The organism is Rhodanobacter sp. KK11, from assembly GCF_033345435.1.
In the GTDB taxonomy this organism is placed as follows: domain Bacteria; phylum Pseudomonadota; class Gammaproteobacteria; order Xanthomonadales; family Rhodanobacteraceae; genus Rhodanobacter.
Map to the genome: position 1 here is coordinate 112,304 of NZ_JAWPMI010000006.1, position 20,378 is coordinate 132,681.

The 20,378-nt window shown below is 68.8% G+C and carries 10 protein-coding genes and 1 pseudogene; 4 read left to right on the top strand and 7 right to left on the bottom strand.

The annotated features are described in order from the left end of the window. Window positions 1-31: 31 nt before the first annotated feature. From R5H19_RS17315 to R5H19_RS17325, 3 genes are read right to left on the bottom strand one after another with little or no spacing between them, the layout of a single operon-like run. Window positions 32-1,717, bottom strand: a complete 1,686-nt coding sequence (locus R5H19_RS17315) for an alpha-amylase family glycosyl hydrolase (protein WP_318160307.1) — start codon at window positions 1,715-1,717, stop codon at window positions 32-34. Continuing rightward, the gene (locus R5H19_RS17320) at window positions 1,714-3,231 is read right to left on the bottom strand and encodes an MFS transporter (protein ID WP_318160308.1); all 1,518 of its coding nucleotides are present in this window, start codon (window positions 3,229-3,231) and stop codon (window positions 1,714-1,716) included. Before R5H19_RS17320 ends, R5H19_RS17315 begins: the two co-directional genes overlap by 4 nt. Beyond that, window positions 3,228-5,417, bottom strand: coding sequence for a Six-hairpin glycosidase-like protein (locus tag R5H19_RS17325; protein WP_318160309.1), 2,190 nt, complete (start codon window positions 5,415-5,417; stop codon window positions 3,228-3,230). The genes R5H19_RS17320 and R5H19_RS17325 overlap by 4 nt, the downstream gene beginning before the upstream one ends. 308 nt (window positions 5,418-5,725) lie before the next feature. Between R5H19_RS17325 and R5H19_RS17330 the strand changes: the two genes are divergently transcribed. From R5H19_RS17330 to R5H19_RS17340, 3 genes are all read left to right on the top strand, one after another. Further along, the gene (locus tag R5H19_RS17330) at window positions 5,726-6,736 is read left to right on the top strand and encodes a LacI family DNA-binding transcriptional regulator (protein ID WP_318160310.1); all 1,011 of its coding nucleotides are present in this window, start codon (window positions 5,726-5,728) and stop codon (window positions 6,734-6,736) included. Between the two features lie 217 nt (window positions 6,737-6,953). After that, on the top strand, window positions 6,954-9,449 hold the full coding sequence (locus tag R5H19_RS17335; protein WP_318160311.1) for an exo 1,3/1,4-beta-D-glucan glucohydrolase: 2,496 nt from the start codon (window positions 6,954-6,956) through the stop codon (window positions 9,447-9,449). Next, the gene (locus R5H19_RS17340) at window positions 9,446-10,837 is read left to right on the top strand and encodes a sugar porter family MFS transporter (RefSeq protein ID WP_318160312.1); all 1,392 of its coding nucleotides are present in this window, start codon (window positions 9,446-9,448) and stop codon (window positions 10,835-10,837) included. The genes R5H19_RS17335 and R5H19_RS17340 overlap by 4 nt, the downstream gene beginning before the upstream one ends. 132 nt (window positions 10,838-10,969) lie before the next feature. On the opposite strand, the gene R5H19_RS17345 is transcribed toward R5H19_RS17340, so the two are convergent. Further along, entirely contained in the window at window positions 10,970-13,375 is a 2,406-nt protein-coding gene (locus R5H19_RS17345; RefSeq protein ID WP_318160313.1) for a TonB-dependent receptor, read from the bottom strand. Window positions 13,376-13,539: 164 nt separating this feature from the next. On the opposite strand from R5H19_RS17345, the pseudogene R5H19_RS17350 reads away from it, so the two are divergent. Continuing rightward, a pseudogene (locus R5H19_RS17350) lies at window positions 13,540-14,211 on the top strand (tryptophan 7-halogenase); the annotation flags it as partial. Window positions 14,212-14,767: 556 nt separating this feature from the next. Here the strand turns inward: R5H19_RS17350 and R5H19_RS17355 are convergent. The 3 genes from R5H19_RS17355 to R5H19_RS17365 all read right to left on the bottom strand — a co-directional run bounded on the left by R5H19_RS17355 (window position 14,768) and on the right by R5H19_RS17365 (window position 20,364). Then, complete coding sequence (locus tag R5H19_RS17355; protein WP_318160314.1) at window positions 14,768-16,318, bottom strand: glycosyl hydrolase family 39; 1,551 nt, start codon at window positions 16,316-16,318, stop codon at window positions 14,768-14,770. Window positions 16,319-16,429: 111 nt separating this feature from the next. Then, complete coding sequence (locus tag R5H19_RS17360; protein WP_318160315.1) at window positions 16,430-18,793, bottom strand: TIM-barrel domain-containing protein; 2,364 nt, start codon at window positions 18,791-18,793, stop codon at window positions 16,430-16,432. Beyond that, window positions 18,790-20,364, bottom strand: a complete 1,575-nt coding sequence (locus R5H19_RS17365; RefSeq protein WP_318160316.1) for an alpha-amylase family glycosyl hydrolase — start codon at window positions 20,362-20,364, stop codon at window positions 18,790-18,792. The genes R5H19_RS17360 and R5H19_RS17365 overlap by 4 nt, the downstream gene beginning before the upstream one ends. Window positions 20,365-20,378 lie beyond the last annotated feature (14 nt).

Sequence of the window (20,378 nt, forward strand, 5' to 3'; positions counted from 1 at the left end):
AGCCTAATCCGGCAGTGTTTGATTGGGCGAATCAGCGCTCAGGATGCCCGCGCTCCTGCATCAGCCGGGTGAGTTCGGCGACCAGATCGGGACGGGTGGCCGCCGCATCCAGCAGCCAGACCTGCACGTCGTGCGCGGCGACGCTGGCGCGCAAGTGGCCGCCTGCGGGCACGTCGATCGCGCTGCCGCCGAGCGCCGGTGTCCAGCGGCCGGCCTGCAGGTAGTCGCCGATGTCGAACTGCGCGGCGACGTCGCCCTTGTTGAGCAGCACCAGCGCGATCTGGTGCACGTCGCCTTGCTGGTACACGCGATAGAACGCGGCCTGGTTGCCGGCGAAGCGTAGCGGCAGCATCAGGCCGCGTTGCAGGGCGGGGGTGTTTTCGCGCAGCTGGGCGATGCGCTTGAGCTGGCGGTAGATCGGGCTGTTCGATGCCGCGTCGATGCGCTGCTGGCCGTAGTAGTTGCGGTTGCCCTGGTGCTCGGCCCTGCCGCGTTCGAAGCCGGTTTCGGAGCCGTAGTAGATGGCGGGAATGCCGCGCGCGGTGAACAGGAAGTTGTTGACGTCGATGAAACCGGCGTCGCTGGCGGCGAGGCGGGCCATGTCGTGGTTGTCGTAGAAGGTGACCAGCTCGTACGGGTTCTGGTACGGGCCGTTGGTGAGGTAGAGGCGGTCGAGCAGTTGCGCGTAGTCGCTGCCGGGGTGTTCGAACACCTCGGCGAGACGCCCGCGAAGCGGGAAGTCGAGCACGCTGATGCTGCCGCTCGAAGGCCAGGTGTACTGGCCGATGTTGTCGGGGCTGTAGTCGAACGCCTCGCCGAACATGAAGAAGCCGGGGTGCTTCGCGCGGATGCGCGCGGCGAACTGCTTCCAGAATGCGGTGGACATGTGGCTGATGGTGTCGATGCGGAACGCGTCGGCGCCCTGGTCGGCCCACTGCTCGTACGCGCCGACGAAGTAGTCGAGCACGGCGGGGTTCTGGTCGTCGTTGTTGGACAGCTGCACCAGGTCGTCGTAGGCGTGGTAGAAGCGGTGCAGCGGGTTGCGTACCGGGTCGAGCCGGTACGGCGGCAGGTTCTGCTGGTCGGCGACCAGCTTGCCGTCCTTGTCGAAGATCTGGCCGAACTGCGGCTGACGCACCGGCATGCTGAAGGCGGGTGAGCCGTGGTTGGCCACGATGTCCTGCACCACCTTGAGCCCGGCCTGGTGCATCGCCGCGGTGAACTGGCGGAAGTCGAGTCCCTTGCTGGGCAGGTGTTCGTCGAGCTTGTAGAAGTTGACGCCCCAATAGCCGTGGTAGCCGGTCTTGCCGCGGTCGGTGAACTTCGAGCCCCACGTCACCGGGTCGCCGCCGGTGAACGCCTCGTCGGGGTTGTCCACGATCGGGGTGATCCACACTGCGCCGAAGCCCATGCCGCGGATGTAGCCGGCGTTGTCGAGAATGCCCTTGAAGTCGCCGCCGAGGTAGCCGATGTTCGCGCTCTCGCCCGGCGGCGCGCCGGGCACGGGGATGTCGAAGGTGCGGTGCACGCCGCCCTGGTCACGGTGATCGTTGGACGGGTCGCCGTTGACGAAGCGGTCGGTCAGCACGAAGTAGATCGCGTTCGATGCGAACGGCGCGTCGGTGCCGACGAATTCCGGCGTGGCGGTCGTGGCGGCCTGCGCGCAGCCGCAGGCCAGCGTCAGCGCGCCGGCCAGCAGGGCGGTTCGGTTGATCATGTCGGGTTTCCGGTAGCGAGGGCGGCGGGTGGCGCGTAGACCGGCTCGCGCACGCGCAGGGTGAACAGGCCGGCGACCAGCAGGCAGGCGCCGCCCAGCGCCAGCGCCCAGATCGGCTGGTTGTGGAAGCACAGGCGCAGCAGCAGGCCGAGCACGCTGGCGGCGAGCAACTGCGGGATCACGATGAAGAAATTGAAGATGCCCATGTACACGCCCATCTTCGCCGCCGGCAGGTTGTCCGACAGCAGCGCGTAGGGCAGCGACAGGATCGAGGCCCAGGCAAAGCCCACGCCGACCATCGAGGCGAGCAGCCATTGCGGGTCGCGGATGACCAGGAACGACAGCAGCCCCGCGCCGCCCAGGGCCAGGTTCAGCAGATGGCTGATGCGCAGGCCCCAGCGGCGCACCATCAGCGGGATCACCACTGCCGCCACCGCGGCGAAGCCGTTGTACGCGGCAAACAGCACGCCGACCCAGTTGGCGCCCTCGTTGTACAGCGCCGAGTGGACGTCGGTGGTGCCGTAGATCGTCTCGGTCACGCCCGAGGTGGTGTAGATCCACATCGCGAACAGCGCGAACCACGAGAACAGCTGCACCCACGCCAGTTGCCGCATCGACACCGGCATGCTGTAGAGGTCGCCCATCACTTCGCGCAGCATGCCGCGGCCGCGGCTGAAGCTGAGCCAGACGAACAGCAGGCCGAACACGATCAGTCCGGCGCCCAGCACGTAGACCTCTTTCTCCAGCGCGAAGTGCCGGATCGCGAACAGCACGCCGACGCCGACCGCCAGCAGCAGCACGCCCCAGCGCCACGCCTGCGACGTATCTGCCGCCGGCTGCCTGGCGACGCTGTCGCTGAACGACTGCAGTTGCTCCGGCGGGTATTCGCGTGTGCTCAGGATGGTCCACAGCACGGCGCCCAGCAGCACCGCGCCGCCGGCGTAGAACGCGTACTTCACCGTGTCGGGGATGCCGCCGTCCGCGGCCACGTTGGCCACGCCGAACTGCGCCAGGATCCACGGCAGCGCCGAGGCCACCACCGCGCCGATGCCGATGAAGAAACTCTGCATGGCGTAGCCGCTCGGGCGCTGCTGCGTCGGCAGCTGGTCGCCGACGAAGGCGCGGAACGGCTCCATCGACACGTTGATCGATGCGTCCAGGATCCACAGCAACCCGGCGGCCATCCACAGCACCGGTGCGTTCGGCATCCACAGCAGGGCCAGCGAGGCGAACACCGCGCCGACCAGGAAATAGGGGCGGCGCCGGCCCAACCGGTTCCAGGTTCGGTCGGAGAAGTGGCCGATGACCGGTTGCACGATCAGCCCGGTCAGCGGCGCGGCGATCCACAGTGCAGGGATGTCGTTCAGGTCCGCGCCGAGGGTCTGGAAGATCCGGCTGACGTTCGCGTTCTGCAGCGCGAAGCCGAACTGCAGGCCGAGAAAACCGAAGCACATGTTCCAGATCTGCCAGAACGACAGCGCCGGTTTGTTGTTCGAGGGTCTGCTGTCCTTCATGGGGTGTCCTGGCCGGGGGCGAGCGGAGCGATCACCAGGGCGTGCACGTCGGCGCGGTTCAAGGGGCCGGAGTTCCCGCCGGCACCGCCGGTGTAGTGCGCGAAGTGGGCGAGGTAGCTCATGTTGAATCCGTCGTCGAGGGCGAAGCGGCAGGCGCTGCCGGCCTTCGCGGTGAACGTGCCCCAGGTGGAGCGCTGCGCGCGCACGCTGTGCGGCATCACGATCGGCAGGCGTTGCTCATCGCTGCCGGCGCAGCGCACCTGCAGCATCTTCACCGCGGCGGTGATGCCGGTGTTGATCGGGCCGTGATCGTTGGCGTAATCCAGCGCGACGCGGTAGCGGCCGCTGGCCGGCGCGGTCCACGTGCGCGGCCAGCCGCCGGCAACCTGTGCGGTGTCGCCCACGCAGGTGTCGGGGCTGTGCAGCGATTCCAGGCCGTGTGCGTCCACCCGCGTGGCGCTGAGGCAGGCCAGGCCGGGCTGCCGCGGAAGTGTCGCGCTGCCGTCGATGTCGCCCTGCGCGCGGCCGTCGAGGTAGAGCCGTACCTTGCCGTCCGTGGTGACCTGCCAGTTGTCGCCGTCGGCGCGTACCACCGGTGCGGCGGGGGCGATCGGCGCATACAGCGGCGCGTCGGTGCGCAGCGGCTGATCGGGCACCTGCACCGCCTTCAGCGTCACCGTGGTCAGCGTACCTTGCGTGCGGGTGCGGCCGGCGACCAGCAGGTTGCCGCTGATTTTCTCCGGCAGCTGCAGGGTGATCTGCCGCTCGCGCAGGTCGAGCGTGATCGCGCGGCGCGTGCCGAACAGCATCGGCACCAGCGCGGTCGGCAGCTTCGGTTGCACGCTGCCGTCCTCGTTCAGGCCGAACACGCCCTCGGTGACCACCGCCAGCGCCGCCGCCACCGACCACAGCTGGCGCGGCGAATTCACCACCGGGCCGCTGAGCTTGCCCTCGTCCACGTGCTGGCCCTGGGTCAGCAGCTCGTAGTTCTCCATGTTGGAGCCGTACAGTGCGGCGCCGCGCAGCACCGACTCGATCTCGTGGGCGATGCGCGCGGGTTGCTCGGCAATACGCGCGGCGCGCAGCGCATAGGCGCTGACGAACGGCCAGATCGCGCGGTTGTGGTAGATCGGCTGGTCGTTGCGTTCGGGCCAGATCACCGGGCTGCCCGCCGGCCAGGTCGGATAGTTTGCCAGCGCCTGCCGCGCACGTTCACCGTCGGCCACGCCGCTGTCGATCGCCAACGCGATGCCGAGCAGGTCGTAGCTGTCGTACGGCGTGCCGTCGCCGCCGATATAGCTCATGTACATGCCGCGCTCGGCGCGCCAGAAGTGCGCGTTGATCGCCGCCTTCAGCGCTGCAGCGTCGGTGCGGTAGCCGGCGGCGGCTTTCGCGTCGTGGTGGGCGTCGGCCAGGCGCACGGCCAGCTGCAGCGCCTGGTAATGCAGCACGTTGGTGGACAGCGCGTAGGACTGCGCGATGAACGTCACCTCGTCCGCGGTCCACGCCGGGTAGCTCTGCTCGCGCCAGTCGAGGAACGAGGTCTCGCCGCGGTACAGGCCGAAGCCGGCGTCGAACGCGTACTGGCAGTCCTGCGCCAGGGTGGCGGCGAGCGCGCGGTAGACGTCGTCGGCGAAGGCCTTGTCGTCGAGCAGGTGGCGCGCGCCGAGGAACCACACCACGCGGTCGGTGCTGATCGGCCAGCTGCCGCCGGAGCCGGTGTCCTGCATCGGGTACAGGCCCTGCGGCGCGGTGGCGACGCGCACGTCGGACAGCTTGAACTTGAGGCCGTTGCGCGAACGCGCCGGGTCGAAGCGCCACAGGCCCAGGTCGATCGCGTAGGACAGGTCGCGGGTCCACACGTACGGCCACTTCAGGCCGGTCACGAAGCACTGGCAGGGAATCGGCTGGCCGTGGTCGAACGCGCCGTCGCGGATCGCGCTGACCGAATCCTGCGCCAGGTCGTCCTGCGCCATCGCGAACAGTCCGTCGAACAGCGCGCTGGCGGTTTCCGTAGAGAGCGGTTGCGCCGCGATCACGCGCTGGCCGTACGGCCACGCCAGCGTGTAGGTGTGCTGCGCGTCGTGGCGGATGTCGACACGCACGCCGTGCCAGTCCAGTCCGCCGTGCCAGGCCGGCGCGCCCGCGCCGGCGGCCAGCGCCGCAGTCAGCAGCAGGCCCAGCATGGGCAAGTTCGGCGAAGCAGGATGCGGGTCGTGCTGGTCATCGACGTGAGCCCTCCGGCAGCTGTTATGTCACGGTGCGGCATCTGCCGCATGTTGCGGTCGCAACATCGGTCACCGCCCGGCGCGGGGATGAGCCCCGCATGGTAGGTAGCGTCGCAATGCAGCAACCAGTGGTTGCATACGTATTCATGCGGGGCAGCCGGCGTACGGCGCGGTTCGCCGTGTGTTCCGCGCAGGATCGGTTCTTGTAAAGCGCAAGGCGATGGCGGCATAGTCAATCGACACCGGCAACGACCACGGGAGATTCCATGCGGGTACGCCTCGAAGATGTGGCGCGCGCGGCGGGCGTATCGCCCAAAACGGTGTCCCGTGTGCTCAACGACGAGGCCAACGTGAGCGACGCCACGCGCAAGCGCGTGCGCGCCGCGATGGAGGCGATGGATTACCGCCCGCACCCGTCGGCGCGCAGCCTGGCCGGCAACCGCTCGTTCCTGGTGGCGATGCTGTACGACAACAACGACAACCCCGCCTCGACCTACCTGGCCGAGATCCAGGATGGCGTGCTCGAGGCCTGCGACGCGTATCGCTACAGCATGATGGTGCGCCCGCTGCGCATGCGCAGCGACGATTTCATCCGCCGTCTCGACGCGCTGATTTCCGACCACCACCCGGATGGCGTGGTGCTGACGCCGCCGATCACCGACTACGCGCCGCTGCTGAAACGCCTGCGCGAACGCGGCGTGCCGTATGCCAGCGTGTCGCCGCAGAGTGACGGCGGCATCGGTGTGCGGATGGACGAACAGGCCGCGGCACGGGCGATCGTGGAGCATCTGCTGGGCCTGGGACATCGGCGCATCGCCCACGTCGTCGGCATTGCCGACCACGGCGCCAGCCGCTGGCGGCTGGCCGGCTATCGCGAAGCATTGGCTGCGGCCGGGGTGGCCGAGGACCCGGCCCTGGTGGTGCAAGGCGCGTTCACGTTCGGCTCCGGCGTCACTGCCGCACGCGAACTGTTCGCCCTGAAGCAGCGGCCCACTGCGGTGTTCGCCGCCAACGACGACATGGCCACCGGCGTGATGTGGGCAGCCGGCGAGTACGGATTGAAGGTGCCGCACGACCTTTCCGTGTGCGGCTTCGACGACACCCCGCTGGCGCGCCAGCTGTGGCCTGCGCTCACCACCATCCGGCAGCCCAGCCGCGACATGGGGCGGATCGCCGCCCAGCAACTGCTGGCTGTGCTGCGCGGCCGCGGGCCCGGTGAGCTGGTGCAGGTCCCGTTCGTCCTGCAGATCCGCGGCTCCACCGCCCGCGTTCCCTGAAATCCCTGGTTGGCCGGCTCGGTGGCGCCGGGTTGGCCGACCTGCCGCACACTCATGCTGCGAAGCAAATTGACAGCGCTGTCATCCCTGTCAGTATGCGGTTCAGACGCGTGCCGCCGGTGCGCCAGCCTGGAGCCTTGCCGTGCGATTTCCGCCCCACCAGACCTCGTTGTCGTGTCGTGTTTTCCTGACTGCATTCCTCGCTGGCGCGCTGAGCATGCCCATTCATTTCGTGCTGGCCGCGGACACCGCGGCCACGGTCCACCCCGCGTCGTGGCCGCAAGGCCATTGGCCGTTGCCGCCGGATCCCGCGCTCGAGGCCAGGGTCAGGGCGCTGCTGGCGAACATGTCGGTGGAAGACAAGGTGGGCCAGATGATCCAGGCCGACATCAAGTACGTGACCCCGGACGACGTGCGCAAATACCGTCTGGGCTCGATCCTGGCCGGCGGCAACTCCAAGCCGTACGGGCAGCGCACCGCTGCCGCGGCGCAATGGCAGCAGTTGTCCGATGCGTTCTACCGCGCGTCGATGGACACCTCGGGCGGGCGGCCGGCGATCCCGGTGCTGTTCGGCATCGACGCGGTACATGGCCACAACAACCTGGTCGGCAGCACGCTGTTCCCGCAGAACGTGGGCCTGGGCGCCACGCGCGACCCGCAGCTGATCCACCAGATCGGCGAGGTCACCGCGCGCGAGCTGCGCGCCAGCGGCATCAACTGGACCTTCGCGCCTACCCTGACGGTGCCGCAGGACGGGCGCTGGGGTCGGGCCTACGAAGGCTATTCGCAGAACCCGGCGCTGGTGGCGCAGTACGCCGGCGCGATCATCGAAGGCCTGGAAGGCCGGCTGGGCACGCCGCAATACCTCGATGCCTATCACGTGATCGCCACCGCCAAGCATTTCGTCGGCGACGGCGGCACCAGGGGCGGCAAGGACCAGGGCGACGCCGAAGTCAGCGAAGCGGTGCTGCGCGACGTGCACGCGGCCGGTTATCCGCCGGCGATCGGTGCCGGCGTGCAGGTGGTGATGGTCTCGTTCTCCAGCTGGAACGGGGTGAAGATGGCCGGCAACAAGGCGCTGATCACCGACGTGCTGAAGGGGCGCATGGACTTCGGCGGCTTCGTGCTCGGCGACTGGAACGCGCACGGCCAGGTGCCCGGCTGCAGCAACGAGGATTGCCCGGTGGCCTACAACGCCGGACTGGACATGCTGGAGGCGCCGGATTCCTGGAAGGGCCTGTACAAGAACACGCTGGCCGAGGTGAAGTCCGGGGTGATCCCGATGAGCCGGGTCGACGATGCGGTGAGCCGCATCCTGCGGGTGAAGCTGCGGCTGGGCATGTTCGAGGCGGGCTTGCCGTCGAGCAACCCGCTGGTGCGCGACTCGGCGCAAGTCATCGGCAGTCCCGCGCATCGCGCACTGGCGCGCCGCGCGGTGCGCGAATCGCTGGTGCTGCTGAAGAACGACGGCGTGCTGCCGATCGACCCGCGCCAGCACGTGCTGGTCGCCGGCGACGGCGCCGACGACATCTCCAGGCAGAACGGCGGCTGGACGCTGACCTGGCAGGGCACCGGCCTGACCAATGCGGATTTCCCCGGCGCCACCTCGATCTGGGCCGGCATCCGGGCGCAGGTGAAGGCCGCCGGCGGCAGCGCCGAGCTTTCCCCCGACGGCAGCTACGAGCAGCGGCCCGACGTCGCCATCGTGGTGTTCGGCGAGGATCCCTACGCCGAATTCCAGGGCGACCTGCCGAACCTGGCGTACCGGCCCGGCAACGACCACGACCTCGACCTGCTGCGCCGCCTGCGCGGGCAAGGCATCCCGGTGGTGGCGGTGTTCCTGACCGGCCGGCCGCTGTGGATGAACCGCGAGATCAACGCCGCCGATGCGTTCGTGGTGGCATGGCTGCCGGGCAGCGAGGGCGAGGGCGTCGCCGACGTGCTGTTGCGCACGCGCGACGGCCGCGTCGCGCACGACTTCCGCGGCAAGCTGGCCTACGCCTGGCCGCGTACGGCGGTGCAGATTCCGGTGGCCGCGGCGGCGCGCGGCGAGCCGCCGCAGTTTCCCTACGGCTTCGGGCTGACCTACGCCGATCACGACCACGCCGACCGGTTGCCGGAGGACGCCGGGATCGAGCTGAGCAGCGCACGGGCCGGCGTCTGGTTCAGCCATGGCAAGCCGGCGCAGGGGTTTGCGCTGCGGTTGAGCGGCGCCGACGGCGCGGCCGTGAACGTCACCGCTACGCCGGCCGCCACGGCGGACGGCAACCTGCGCATCAGCGCGTTCGACTACAGGGCGCAGGAGGATGCGCGCGCACTGGTCTGGTCCGGCAGTGGCACGGCGCGCGCCGCGCTGGTGGCGCCGGCGCCGCTGGACGTGGAGCGCGAGACCAACGGCGACGTGCTGCTGGTGACCACGCTGCGGGTCGATGCGCTCTCCAGCGATGGCGCCTCGATCGGGGTCGGTTGCGGTACCGGCTGCGGTGCCGAGGTGCCGGTCGGCGGGCAACTGGCCGCGCTGCCGCGCGGACAGTGGCTGCGCGTGGGCATCCCGCTGAAGTGCTTCCGCGACGCCGGGGCCGACATGAGCCGGCTGCAGCAGCCGTTCGAGTGGACCAGCGGTGCCGGCGAGCGGATCGCCGTCACCGAGGTGTCGTTGGGCACGGTGGCGGATCGGACGCTGGATTGCGCGGCGAAGGGAGGCCGGCGATGAATGCGATCGCCATGCCCGGCACCGTCTCGCGCGCCCGCACGGCGACCTTGCTGGCCTGCGTGCTGGCCGCGCTGGCCGGCCTGATGTTCGGCCTCGACATCGGCGTGATCTCCGGCGCCACCCAGCTGATCCAGGCCGAGTTCGCGGTGCCCGACCGGATGATCGAGTGGATCGTCGGCGCGATGATGCTGGGCGCGGCGATCGGCGCGGCCGGCGCCGGCTGGCTGTCGGCGACGCTGGGCCGCAAGCGTTCGCTGATCCTCAGCGCGCTGCTGTTCGTGGCCGGCTCGCTGCTGTGCGGCCTGGCCTGGTCGCCCGGCGCGCTGATCGGCGCGCGCCTCGCGCTGGGCCTGGCGATCGGCATGGCCGCGTTCACCGCACCGCTGTACCTGGCCGAGGTGGCGCCGGAGCAGATCCGCGGCGCGATGATCTCCACCTATCAGCTGATGATCACCATCGGCATCTTCGTCGCCTTTCTGTCCGATCTGGCGTTCAGCTACAGCGGCGCCTGGCGCTGGATGCTCGGCATCATCGCCATTCCCGGCGCGCTGTTCCTGCTCGGCGTGCTGCTGCTGCCGGAGAGCCCGCGCTGGCTGTTGCTGCGCGGACGGCGCGAGGAGGCGACCGCGGTACTGGCGCGCCTGCGCGGCGACGACGCGGTGGTCGGACGCGAGGTGGCCGGGATCGAGGCGCAGCTCGAGTCGCCGCAGCATGGCTGGCAGCTGTTCCGGCACAACCGGAACTTCCGCCATTCGGTCGGCCTCGGCATCGCGCTGCAGGTGATGCAGCAGCTCACCGGCATCAACGTGATCATGTATTACGCGCCGCGCATCTTCGCCAGCGTGGGCTTCGGCACCAGTGCGCAGATGTGGACGACCGCCATCGTCGGCCTCACCAACCTGCTGGCCACCTTCATCGCGATCGGCCTGGTCGACCGGCTCGGTCGCAAGCCGATCCTCTACGTGGGCTTCGCGGTGATGGCGGCCAGCCTAGGCGCGGTCGGCACGACGATGCACCTGGGCACCGCCACGCATGCTGCGCAGATGTTCACGGTGTCGGCGCTGCTGGTATTCATCGTCGGCTTCGCGATGTCGGCTGGCCCGCTGGTGTGGACGCTGTGCTCGGAGGTGCAGCCGCTGCGCGGGCGGGACTTCGGCATCGGCTGCTCCACCTTCGTCAACTGGACCGCCAACATGATCGTCGGCGCGACCTTCCTGACTCTGCTCAACGGCATCGGCCATGCCGCCACGTTCTGGCTGTACGCCGCGCTCAACCTGCTGTTCATCCTGGTGACCTTCCTGTGGGTGCCGGAAACGCGCGGCGTCACGCTGGAGCAGATCGAACGCAGACTGATGGCCGGCCGCCCGCTGCGCGAGATCGGCCGCTGAGCCAGCTCTCGCCTCCTGCCGTTTATTGCGACGGCGCTTTGTCGATGGGGACATAAAAAAGGATGCCCCGTTGCCGGGGCATCCAGTGGCGAACGGCGGGAGGAATCCGTCGCCGGGGGAAACGCGGGAAAGCTAGAACCAGACGCCGAGGGTGAGGCCGTAGGTGCGTGGCGGCAGGTACTGCGAGGTGGAGATGAAGCTGCCGTCAGGCAGGGCGAAGCGCCCGGCGCTGGTGCGCACCTTGCCGTCGGACACGTTCTGCACATAGGCCGCGACCCACCAGCGATCCTGTGGCTCGGTGTAGCGCACGGAAACGTCGCCGCGGGCATAGGCCTTCTGCTTGTCGCCGTCGCCCAGGTTGAACGTGCTCAGCCACTGCGAGCTCTGGTACTGCGCGGAGACGCGCGGGGTGAGCCGGCCGCCGTTGGAGAGGCGGAAATCGTGCTCGTAGATCGCGGTGAGCGAGGCGTTCGGGGCATGCGGCAGGTCGTTGCCGCTGACGTCGATGCAGGCGCTGATGCCGGACGCCGGGTCGCAGGCGGGCAGGCCCTGGTAGTCGTTGCTGCCGGCGTACTTGAGCGTGCCCAGCTCCTTCTTCGGGATCGCCGAGAACACCAGGTTGAGGCGGTCGTTCTCGCCGGACAGCGCCAGCTCCGATTCGAAGCCCATCACCTTGGTGGTGCCCTTGACGTTGGAGAAGCCCAGGCCGCGGTTGCCGTCGGGGTAGGTGATCGGCGCGGCCAGCTGGAAGTTCTTGAACTGCTCGTAGTAGATCGCGCTGTTCCAGGTCAGGTGCCCGTCGAGGAAGCTGAACTTCGAGCCGATTTCGTAGTTGGTCAGCGTCTCCGGTTCGTACAGCGTGCCGGCGTCCTGGGTGCCGCCGGACTTGTAGCCGGTGGACACGCTGGCGTACAGCAGGCCGTGCTGGCCCACGTCGGTATCGAGCCGCGCCAGCCAGGTGGCCTTGCTCTTGTCGTACTTCGCGTCGTTGACGGTGGAGACGTTGAAGCCCACGTTGCCCGGCTCGACGTCCGGCGAGATTGGCACCTGCGGCACGCTCGGGTCGTAGGCCCAGCCCCAGCCACGGCCGCCCTCGTTCTTCTTGATGTCGTTGGACCAGCGCGCGCCGGCGGTCAGGCGCAGGCTGTCGCTGATGTGCCAGGTGGCCTGGCCGAAGAAGGCCTTGGTCTCCACCGTCTCCTTCGGCTGGATGAACGAGCCCTGCCAGGCCACGGTGCCCTGCGCGGTGCCGTTGAGGATCGGGATGTCGAAGCGGATGTTGTTGTCCTCCGCCGCGTAGTACAGGCCGATGATCCAGTCGACCGTGTTGTCGCCGGCCGACTTCAGGTCAAGCTCGTGGCTGTAGTTCTTGTAATTGGAGAAGTTGGTGCGGTCGGCCTGGTAGGACGCGCCGGTGGTGAAGCTGGTCGGCACCTGCGCACCGTTGTCCTGGTCGAAGTTGCTCTTGCCGGAGAAGCGGTTGAAGCCGGCGACGTAGCTCAACGTCATCGCATCGTTGATGCTGAAGTCCATCCGGCTGCGCACCGTGTGCGAATCGCGCTTCAGGTAGGGCGCGGTGTCGATCAGTGCCGACCAAAAATCCTGTCCCGCGCGCGGCTGCTGCATCAGGCTCATGCCGGGCGTGCCGCGGTCGCGGAAGTACTCGTAGGAGAGGTTCCAGGTGAACGCGTCGTTCGGCTGCCACATCGCGCTGACACGCGCTGCCGACTGGTCCTGCGCGTTGTACTTGTCGCCGCCGGTCACGTAGTTGCTGGCGTTGATCGGCTGGAACGTGGCCAGGGTACCGCCGCTGGCCAGGTAGTTCGCCTGCTGCTGCGCCACGCTGGGCAGTTGCTGCGTGGGGTTCTGGTAGTCCACGTAGCCATCGTGCTGTTCCTGCGCCATCGCGAAGCGCAGCGCGAACGTGCCGCTGATCGGCAGGTTCACCGTGGCGCGGGTGCCGACGTGGCTGTAGTTGCCGGCCTCGATCTGTGCATTGCCGTAGAAGCCGCTGGTATCCGGCTTGGCGGTTTCGAAATTGACCACGCCGGCGGTGGAGTTGCGGCCCCACAGCGTGCCTTGCGGGCCGCGCAGGACTTCCACGCGGTCGATGTCGAGCAGCAGGCCGGCGGCGGCTTCCGGTCGCGGCGAATACACGCCGTCGATGAACATCGCCACTTCCGGATCGGCATACTCGGTCTTGGCGCTGTCGTTGCCGATGCCACGCATGGTCAGGGTGACCACGCCATGATCACCCTGCGAAGTGGCCTGGAAACCGGGCACCAGCCGGGTGATGTCCTGCACCGTCATCACCCGCTCCTTGTCGAGCGAGTCGGCGCTGATCGCGCTGATCGCGACCGGGGTCTTCTGCAGCGGGGTCTCGCGTTTGGTCGCGGTGACCTGGACGCTGTCCAGATCCTTCACCTGCCTGCTGGCCGCCGTGTCCTGCGGGGTGGGGTCCTGCGTCGCAGCGTGGACGGCACCGGAGGCAAATATGGCGGTCATGGCGACGTACAAAGCCGAGTAGCGTAATTTCATTTCTCCCTCTCCCCGAATCGGTAGGCATGCAGTGGTCGTGGACATGCGGCAGTCTCTGCATGACAGCGCTGTCAAATAGAATGACAGCGCTGTCATCGAGGGCGATCCTACTGCGAAAATCGATGCTTGGCTTGTTGCACAGCAACAGGCGGAGAGGTGGGGAAATGGCGCGCACTCAGCGGATCCTGGTGGCGGGCGGCGGCGCGGCCGGTTGGCCGGCAGCCTGCTATCTGGCCAAGGCGTCGAACACCGTGGCACCGGAAAGCATCCGGGTCGAGCGGGTCGAATCGTCGAACATCGGCCTGTTCGACGTGGGCGAGACCACCTTCCCGTCGATCCGCGGCACCCTGGCCGCGGTCGGCCTGGACGAGCGCCGCTTCCTGGTCGGCGCCAGCGCGACGTACAAGCACGGCATCCAGTACGTGAACTGGATGTGCCCGCCCGGCGCGCCAGGTCCGGACCGCTTCTTCCACCCCTTCAGCCTGCCCAGCCTGCGCAGCCAGCAAAGCGGCGGCCCGGAGTTGTTGCCGTACCCGCGGCCGGACGCCCCGATCCTGCCGTTCACCCGCGCCACCGCGCAGCAAGCCGGCTGGATCGGGGACATCGGCCTGCAGCAGCGGCGCGGCATCGGTTACGTCTATTCGTCGCGGCATGCCGACGTCACTCGTGCAGAAGAGGTGGTCCGCGGTTACGCGGGCGCCGCCGGGCTGGAGGCGCTGCAGATCAGGTTCGAGACCGGCTAGCGTCCCGAACACTGGCGCCGCAACTGCGTGGCGGTGGGCTTGGCTGGCGGCTTCGTCGAGCTGCTGGAGTCGACCGGCATCGCCCTGGTCGAACTGGCCGTCTGCCTGATATCTGCTGCCCGGCGACGTCGACGACATGGAACGCACCGCGCCTGTTCAACCGGATGGCATTACTGCCTCACGCGGCGTCGCGACAGCGCGCTCCGGATCGACAACACTGACCTCGACGGCATCCCGCCGGCCCTGCAGGACCGCGCAGGACCGCTTGCGCTATGGCGAAATCGCCCGCCGCACCGTCTGAACTTCGTCACCGACCGGGAGACGTTCATGCCGGCCAGCTGGCAGTACGTGCTGTACGGCATGGAGTTCAAGGCCGGCCTCGAACCGATGCGCGGCGCCTGCCCGCGGATGGAGGCGGCGCAGCGCGTGTTCGCGACGATCCGGCAGATGGCCGGGCGCGCCTTGAACGATCTGCCCGACCATCGCGCGCTGGCCGAGCAACTGTGCCGCGCGCACGCGCAGCGGGAGCGGCGGCGCGAAGCGGCAGGCGCAAGCTGGGCACGGCGGCGGGGCGGGCAATGCCCGCCCCGCGCAAGGGGACCGCAAGCATACGGGTCGGGCCGGAGCGTGAAGCAGGGTGGAAGCCGCTTCAGCGCAACTCGATCACCACCAGCCCCTGCACCGGCACGTCGATTGCGAGCTTGCTGTCGTGCACGTCCATCGTCTGCGGCGCGGCCAGCCTGCCGGCTTCGCGCAACTGCACGATCTGCGCGCGGCTGGGCGAGTCGGGGCGACCCATGCGGTCGAACGCGGCGACTGCGTTGCCGTGGGTTGCGTCCACGCGCCAGACAGTGGCGCGGGCGGCGACGGGCAGGTGTTCCACCACGACGTCGAAGCGCTTCGGCGCGCCGGCCGGCTTGCCCGGCGTGTAGCCGGCGGTGTCGCCGACGGGAGGGGCGTAGTTCCACAGCGCGATGACCAAGCTGCCGTCGCTGCGGCGCGTCGCCAGGGCGGCGTCGGAATCCACCGCGAGCCGCCGGTCGCCCAGCTTGTGCAGCACCGCGAACGCGTTGAACGCGGGCTTGGGAATGCGGTTGGCGGCGATCAGGCCGAAGCCGCCGTAGAACGGATTGCGCACGATGCCCTGTTCCTCGAACACGTCGGAGAACGACCAGTAGCTCATCACCTCGACCTTGCCGGCGCATTCACGGATCGTGTTGGCGAGCCACGGCCCCATGAACACGGTGTCGGTGACGTTGGGCAGGTTGGCGTAGCTGGCGTTGTACTCGCTGAAGACCAATGGCATCTGCGGGTAGGGCGAGGCGGCGATTTCCCGGTGCACCTTGTCCACCGCGCGGCAGACCATGTCGCGGCGTGGCACGTTCTCGTCGCTGTGCAGCACATTGTCGGCGGTGTCGTCGCCGTAGACGTGGGTGCTGACGAAATCCACCGGCACCTTCGCCTCGTGCGCATGCTTGAGGAAGTCCGGAATCCACGCCGCCTGCGCCGTGCCGGGGCCACCCACGCGCAGGCGCGGGCTGACCGCCTTGAGCGCACGCACGGTGTGGTCGTACAGCGTGAAGTAGCTTGCCTGCGCCGGCGTGCCGGTCCAGAAGCCGATGTTCGGCTCGTTCCACACTTCGAAGTACCAGCTGGCGACTTCGTCGATGCCGTAGCGCTCGACCAGGTGTTTGGCCAGCGCGCCGATCATCGCGTCCCACTTGGCGTAGTCCTTCGGCGGCGCGATGTTCGGGTGGTACCAGAACGGATGCAGCGCAGCAGGGTCGGAGGTCAGCTCCGGCGGCATGAAGCCGAGTTCGACGAACGGCTTGAAGCCGTGCTCGAGCAGGCCGTCGTAGATCTGGTCGACGTAGGAGAAGTTGTAGGAAATCTTCCCTTGCGCGTCGCGCTGCACCAGGCCGACGTCGTGGTCGAGGATGCCGTGGAAGCGGATGTAGCCGACGCCGGTGGCCTGGTGCACGGCGTCCAGATCCTTGCGGTAGTCGTCGCGCAGCGCCAGCGCGGCGCGGCCGGAGCCGAGCATGTGTTCCCAGAAATGCGGGAAGGGCGTGCCTTGCGCGCTGGCGTCGACGCGGATCTGTTCGCCTGCCGCCGGAACGGCGTGCACGGCGCCGGCGAGCAGCAGGGCGGCGGCGCAGGCGGAAAGAAGGAAGTGGCGGGCAATAGACAGCTGGGTCATGCGGATGTCCATGTCGGCGCGAGGGCGGGCGGGGCGCACACGATGACACCGAGGCGGAGAGTCTCGTACGCCCCGGCCAGCGCGTCCACTGTCGCGGGAAATCCGCCGCGTTCAATGCCCGGATGAAAGCACCACGGCCTGCGCCGTGCCGGCGGCGATCCGCACCCAGGTCACCGCGCCGAAACGATCGCGGCCGCTGGCCCAGCCTTCGCCCGGGCTGCGCTGCAGGGTGTCCGGGTCGGCGTAGGACGGCAGGCGCTTGCCGTTGCCGGTGACTGCACCGGCTGCATGGCCGTGCACCTTCAGCAGGTAGAAGCGCAGCGCCGGCTTGAAGCTGCCGGTTGCGACGCCGAGTTCCAGTCGCACCGTGTCGCCGCGGCGCTGCGCCGAGAGCGATTGCAGGAAGTACGCGCCGTGTTCGTAGTCGTAGCTGCTGCCGTCGTCGTCGTAATAGTCGAACGTGCTGCGTTGCGCGGCGGGAAACACGTCGACGTCGAGCTGGGTCAGCGGCCGTTCGCCCACGTAGTCCACCGGATCGGCGCGGCTGGGGATGATCGCGCCCTCGCGGACGAACAGCGGGATGTCGCTCAACGTCTTGCTGTCGATCGCCAGGCGGATGGTCTGGCTGCCGTCGTAGCTCTTGCCGCTGAACCAGTCGGTCCAGCGTCCGGCAGGCAGGTAGATGTCCTTGGCGGCCTGGCCCTCGACCACCACCGGCGACACCAGCAGCCAGTCGCCGAACAGCCAGCTGTCGACGTCGTTGCGCAGCTTCGGATCGTGCGGCCAGTCGAACAGCAGCGGACGCACCAGGCCCACGCCGCTGGCGCGGCGCGCGTGCTCGTAGCTGTAGATGTACGGGATCAGCGCGTAGCGCAGGCGGATCGCCGCGGTGGCGGCTTTTTCGGCGACCGCGCCGTACACCCACGGCTGGCGCTTCTGGCCGAAATCGCCATGCACGCGGAAGATCGGCGTGAACGCGCCGAACTGGATCCAGCGTGCATAGTTCTCCGGCGTCGGCGTGCCCTCGCGGAAGCCGCCGCCGTCCATGCCCCACTGCATCGCGCCCACGTTGACCGCGCTGAGCATGCGCGCGCGCTGGCCGGCCATGCTGGCGAAGCCGGTGGCGATGTCGCCCGACCACAGGCCGTAGGCGTAGCGCTGCGCGCCCAGCCAGAAGTTGCGGTTGATCGACCACACGCGCTGGTCCGACACGGCGCGCTGGCTGTCGTACAGCGCGCGCTGCATGTTCATGAACTCGGTGTCGCTGCCGACGGTGTCCGCCTCGTCGTTCCACCAGCCGGCGATGCCGTGGTCGTAGCCGTACTTGATCGCCAGCTTGCCGTACCAGTCGCGCGCGGCGGCCAGGTCGAAGTCGATGTCCTTCACCGGCTTGTGCGAGAAATAATCGTCGCTGACTTGTTCGCCCGGCACCCAGAAACCGTGCGCGCTGGCGTAGCGTCCTTCCACCGTGTCGACGTGGATGCGCGGCTTCATGATGCCGGTCAGGCGGATGCCGCGGGCGCCCAGCTGCTTCGCCAGCGCGCCGCCGGGGCCGTCGGGGAACTTGGCCGGGTTCCAGCGGAACTCGCCGTAGTCGTCCTCGCCCCAGGCCTTCCAGTCGAAGTCCAGCGTGATGTTGTCGAGCGGGATGTGCTTCATGCGATAGGTGTCGACGATCTGCAGCAGTTCCTTCTGGTCGATGCCCCACTGGCTGTTGGTGAAGCCCATCGCCCACTTCGGGAACAGCGGCGTGCGGCCGGAGAGATCGGCCAGTCCGGCGAATAGCTGGGGCGGCGTGCCGGCCATCAGGTAGACGTCCACGGCCGGCCTGGAAAGCTTGTCGACGACGAGGCGCGCAGCGTGCGAGGCGAAGTCGGCGCCGTCGCTGTCCACCAGCACGCCCCAGCCCGTGGTGCTCCACACGAACGGCGCGCCGGCGTGGCCCTGCTCGCCGGCCTTGGCCACCCACGCACCGCTGCGCAGCAGGCCGGCGGAGGCATCGGCGTCCTTGTCGTAGCCGGCGATGCCGTAGAGCGCATCAGCACGCGCATGACCCAGCACGACGCGGCCTTGCGCGAGAGCGGCGAGATCGAGCGTGAGCAGCGGACGGTGCTGCGCGTCGGCGAGCGTGAGCGTTTCGGCCTTGCGGTTCCAGCGCGCACTGAGCCGTGCATCGGCCAGCGTGGCGCCGTCATCGTCGCGTTGCACGCGGGCGGTGTCGTCGGCGAATGGCGCGGCATGCGGATCCATCACCAGGGTCGGCACGTCGCTGGCGCCTTGCGGCAAGGCCTGCACGTGCAGCACGCCGTTGCCGGCCAGCCGTACCGACAACGCCGTGCCGCCGATGCGGAACGCCAGGGCATGCGCGTCGGCGGAGATGGCTGCAACCGCTGTGCCCGCCAGCGAAACCGCCGGCGTGGCCAGCAGCAGGAAGCTGGCGAGGGCCAGGGAAAGCGGGCTGCGTCGCGTCGTCATTGCAGTACCACGCTGGTGTAGGCCGGCACGCTGAGCGTGTTGTCATGGATCGTGGCGCCCGTGCCGGTTGCCTCGAGCACGCGCGTGTAGCGTGGTTCATCCGGCACGTCCAGCGCCATCGTCTGCGTCTGGCCGGAGAGGTTGTGTACCACCAGCACGCCGCCCCCGGGCAACGGGCGCTGCCACGCGGCCAGGTGGTCGCTCGCGTGCGGGTAAGCGGCAAAACCGCCTGCGCGCAGCGCCGGGATTTCGATGCGCCAGTGGACAAGCTCCCTGTAGCGGTTCAGCAGCGAGTGCGAGTCGGCTTGCTGCGCGGCCACCGACAGCGGCAGGTTGGCGGCGTCCACCGCTTTCCAGCGGGTTTCGCCACGGGTGGCGGGCGAGGCCTGCCAGCGCATCGGTCCGCGCAGCGCGGGGTCGGGTTTCCTGCCCAGCATGCCCAGCTCCTCGCCGTAGTAGAGGAACGGTTCGCCCGGCAGCGTGAGCAGCATGGCAGCGGCCATGCGCATGTGCCGAGCGTTGCCGTCGAGCTGGCTCATCACGCGTTCCTGGTCGTGGTTGGAGAGGAACGGCGCGTCCCTGATCGTGTCGCAGCGGCAGGCGTGGCGGTAGCTGGCGTAGCTGCGCTCGAGCGTGGGGGCGAGCCCCTGGTTGCGCTCGCTCTTCGCCGCGTCGATCAGCTGCGCCGCCAGCGGGAAGTTGAACACCGCGTCCAGCGGTTTCAGGTAGGGCGCCAGTTGCGAAGCGGCGGGCTGCGTCACCTCGCCGACCAGCCGGGCGTGCGGGTTCACCGCGTCGAGGCCGCGGCGGTAGGCGTTCCACCAGTCGAGGTTTTTCGCCAGCGTGGCGGGGTCGTCCGCGTCCCAGGGAAAGTTCTCGTAGATGTGCCGGGCCGCGTCGAGACGGAAGCCGTCCGCGCCCTGCTGCAGCCAGAACCGGCCGGCCGCGATCATCTCGGCGCGCACCGCCGGGTTGTCGTAGTTCAGGTCGGGCATGCCCGACGCGAAGATGCCCAGGTAGTGTTGCTTGCCCGCCGCCTGCCAGGCCCGGCTGCCGGCGGCGCTGCCGCTGGCCAGGTCGGTGTACTTGCCGGCCCAGCTGTACCAGTCGCGGTAGCGGCTGTGCGGGTCCAGCGCGGCCTTGAACCACGGGCTTTCGTCGCTGGTGTGGTTGATCACCATGTCGATGATGACCTTGATGCCGCGCCGGTGCGCCTCCTCCGTCAGGCGGCGGAAATCGGCCAGCGTGCCGTACGGCGGGTTCACCGCCCGATAGTCGGTGACGTCGTAGCCGTGGTAGCTGGGCGAAGGGTTGATCGGCATCAGCCAGATGCCGCTGACGCCGAGCGACTGCAGGTAGTCGAGCTTCGCGGTGACGCCATTCAGGTCGCCGATGCCGTCGCCGTCGGTGTCGTACCAGCTGCGCACGAAGATCTCGTACCACACGCCGGAGGGTGCGGCGGTGCGAGCATGGCCAACGGGTACGGGCTGCGCCGGCGCGATGCCGCCGATCAGCGCCAGCGTGAGTGCGGCGAGGGCGAAGCCAAGCTGACGGAGTGCGGGGTGTCGCATGTGGCCTCCCGTGG

Coding starts and splice junctions, on each gene's coding strand:
- R5H19_RS17335 (WP_318160311.1), top strand. CDS start 6,954: ATGCCCATTCATTTCGTGCTGGCCGCGGACACCGCGGCCACGGTCCAC.
- R5H19_RS17360 (WP_318160315.1), bottom strand. CDS start 18,793: ATGACGACGCGACGCAGCCCGCTTTCCCTGGCCCTCGCCAGCTTCCTG.
- R5H19_RS17340 (WP_318160312.1), top strand. CDS start 9,446: ATGAATGCGATCGCCATGCCCGGCACCGTCTCGCGCGCCCGCACGGCG.
- R5H19_RS17365 (WP_318160316.1), bottom strand. CDS start 20,364: ATGCGACACCCCGCACTCCGTCAGCTTGGCTTCGCCCTCGCCGCACTC.
- R5H19_RS17345 (WP_318160313.1), bottom strand. CDS start 13,375: ATGAAATTACGCTACTCGGCTTTGTACGTCGCCATGACCGCCATATTT.
- R5H19_RS17320 (WP_318160308.1), bottom strand. CDS start 3,231: ATGAAGGACAGCAGACCCTCGAACAACAAACCGGCGCTGTCGTTCTGG.
- R5H19_RS17330 (WP_318160310.1), top strand. CDS start 5,726: ATGCGGGTACGCCTCGAAGATGTGGCGCGCGCGGCGGGCGTATCGCCC.
- R5H19_RS17325 (WP_318160309.1), bottom strand. CDS start 5,417: ATGCTGGGCCTGCTGCTGACTGCGGCGCTGGCCGCCGGCGCGGGCGCG.
- R5H19_RS17315 (WP_318160307.1), bottom strand. CDS start 1,717: ATGATCAACCGAACCGCCCTGCTGGCCGGCGCGCTGACGCTGGCCTGC.
- R5H19_RS17355 (WP_318160314.1), bottom strand. CDS start 16,318: ATGACCCAGCTGTCTATTGCCCGCCACTTCCTTCTTTCCGCCTGCGCC.